2 protein-coding genes are annotated in these 2,373 nt (G+C 53.2%); both read left to right on the forward strand.

Annotated elements, in window-relative coordinates; translation table 11 throughout:
• Positions 1–1,791, forward strand: a 1,791-nt coding sequence (locus LGZ98_RS23455) for an RHS repeat-associated core domain-containing protein (RefSeq protein WP_315902007.1), incomplete at its 5' end; no start/stop codon positions are given.
• Positions 1,788–2,057, forward strand: coding sequence for a hypothetical protein (locus tag LGZ98_RS23460; RefSeq protein ID WP_262978696.1), 270 nt, complete (start codon positions 1,788–1,790; stop codon positions 2,055–2,057). The genes LGZ98_RS23455 and LGZ98_RS23460, both read left to right, overlap by 4 nt.
• Positions 2,058–2,373: the final 316 nt, after the last annotated feature.

Raw genomic sequence — 2,373 nt, forward strand, 5'->3', positions numbered from 1 at the left:
AACCCGGACGCGGTGGTGGCGTTTGCATACGATGAGGCCGGCCGCCTGACCCAAGAGACAATTAACGGGCGTGTCGTCAGCCATCAGTGGGACCCGCAAAGCGGCCTGCCCACCGGCCGCCAGGTGGACACCCAGCCCGCGGTCAGCTGGTACTACGGCCTTAACGGCCGGCTGATGCAGTGGCAGCTTGACGGCCATGCTCCGTTGCAGATGCAGCATGACGGGCTGGGCCGGGAAATCGCGCGGGAAAGCGCCGCCGGTTTTATCCAGTCACAGGCTTACACCCCGGTCGGGCTGCTGGCCCATCAGACCGCCGGGCGCAGCTCCGACTGGTTTAAACAGACGCTGTACGAGGCCGACCCGCATTTCCCGCCGCGGGGCAGCGCGGTCACCCGCCACTGGCATTACACCCCGGCCTACAACGTGGCCTGCATTGAAGACACCCGCTGGGACGAGACGCGCTACGGCTACAATGCCAATGACCAGGTGGTGACCGCCCAGTTTGGCGGGCCGCGAGCCTGTGACGAACAGTTTGTGTATGATGCCGGCCAGCATCTGCATTACCAAAAACGGGTACCGGAACGACTCAGTGAAGACCTGCGCCAGAGCTACCACACCCAGCAGGCGGGGCGGGTGATTCAGCACGGGGCCTGCGCTTATCGCTACGATGAAAACGGGCGACGGACAGAGAAGACCGAGCAGCGACGGGGCTACCGGCCGCGGACCTGGCGCTACCGCTGGGATGCGCAAGACCGGCTGACCGGGGTTATCAGCCCGGAAGGCACGCGCTGGCGCTATGGCTATGATGCTTTCGGGCGACGGATTAGCAAGCGGAAAGAGGAGGACACCGCCGGACCGCCGGTGAAACCGACCGCGATAATCGGCTACGATTACCTGTGGAGCGGGGAGCAGCTGATTGAAGAGACGCCGGTGTATGCGGACGGCACCGTCGGGTATGAGAACAGCATTCACTGGCTGTATGAGCCGGGCGCCCTCACGCCGCTGGCACGGCATGAAAAAGGTCAGCTATACTATGTGGTGAGTGATCACCAAGGAACGGTGCGGGAAATTCTGACCGAAGCCGGGGAGCTGATATGGGCCGGACGATTACTCACCTGGGGCGAGCCGGAATGTTGGCCGGTGCTGACGGTCAATGACCCCCGGAACCTGACGTGTAATCTCCGGTTTTGTGGCCAATATGAAGACACGGAAAGCGGTTTATTTTATAATCGGCACCGTTATTACGAGAGGGAAACAGGCCAGTACTTATCGCCGGACCCTTTGAATCTTAGTGGCGGATTTAACCCGTACAGCTATGTCCATGATCCGGTGAATTGGATTGATCCTCTGGGGTTAGCGGGGTGTCCAAGAAATAATATTGAAGAAAAAATTCCACTATCACGAAATTCTGCACGAAATTTATTGAAAAGTAGAGGACTGAACAAACAAATACAGCACGATACAATTAATAGTTTTGATGGACAAATTTATGCTTCTCGTGGGAAACAAGATGATGTATTCGTTATAACTGAACATACTCCAGGAAGTGCATCTCAAGTTTATGTAACTAGGGGATCTGCTGGGATAAGCTCCGCCGAACGGCGTTCAAAATTAGCTTTACCACCGAATAACTCTGCTTCATATGAAGGAAAAGTAGCATTAACACGAAATCAAATTCTATTAGAAGGTAAAGTAGCACCACAGCTTCAATGGGGAGCTGATAAAACGGGCGGTGGATGGCAAGTTGTTACCGCAGGTGGTAAATATTCAGGAGCCACAAAGTTATTATGAATATTAAAGAATGTAGCGAAATTATCTGCAAACACCTGATTGATTCATGTTACCAAGACGAAGCAGATGATATTAGGAAACTTACATATATTATATTGAGTAATTGTACAAGTGAAGATGAAAAAACTATATCTATAAATGATTTATTATCTCGGTGTCATCCCAGATGGTTAGGTGATTATTATATCAAGGATGTCACATATAAATATTGGACAGATTTGATAACAAAATTTAGGTATCTTTTGGAAAAATATGCTGCTAAATAAGATTTTCAAAAATCGGCTATGATTACCTGTGGAGCGGCGAGCAGCTGATTGAAGAGACGCCGGTCCGGGCTGACGGCACCGTTGATTATGCGCACAGCATTCACTGGCTGTATGAGCCGGGTGCCCTGACCCCTTCGGCCCGGTTTGAAAAAGGCCAGCTATACTATGTGGTGAGTGATCACCAGGGGACCGTGCGGGAAATTCTGACCGAGGCAGGGGAGCTGATATGGGCAGGACGACTGCTCACCTGGGGCGAGCCGGAATGCTGGCCGGTGCTGACGGTCAATGACCCGCGCAACCTGACCTGTAACCTCCG

The sequence above is a fragment of the Photorhabdus kayaii genome (assembly GCF_025384895.1).
GTDB lineage: Bacteria > Pseudomonadota > Gammaproteobacteria > Enterobacterales > Enterobacteriaceae > Photorhabdus > Photorhabdus kayaii.

Coding starts and splice junctions, on each gene's coding strand:
- LGZ98_RS23460 (WP_262978696.1), top strand. CDS start 1,788: ATGAATATTAAAGAATGTAGCGAAATTATCTGCAAACACCTGATTGAT.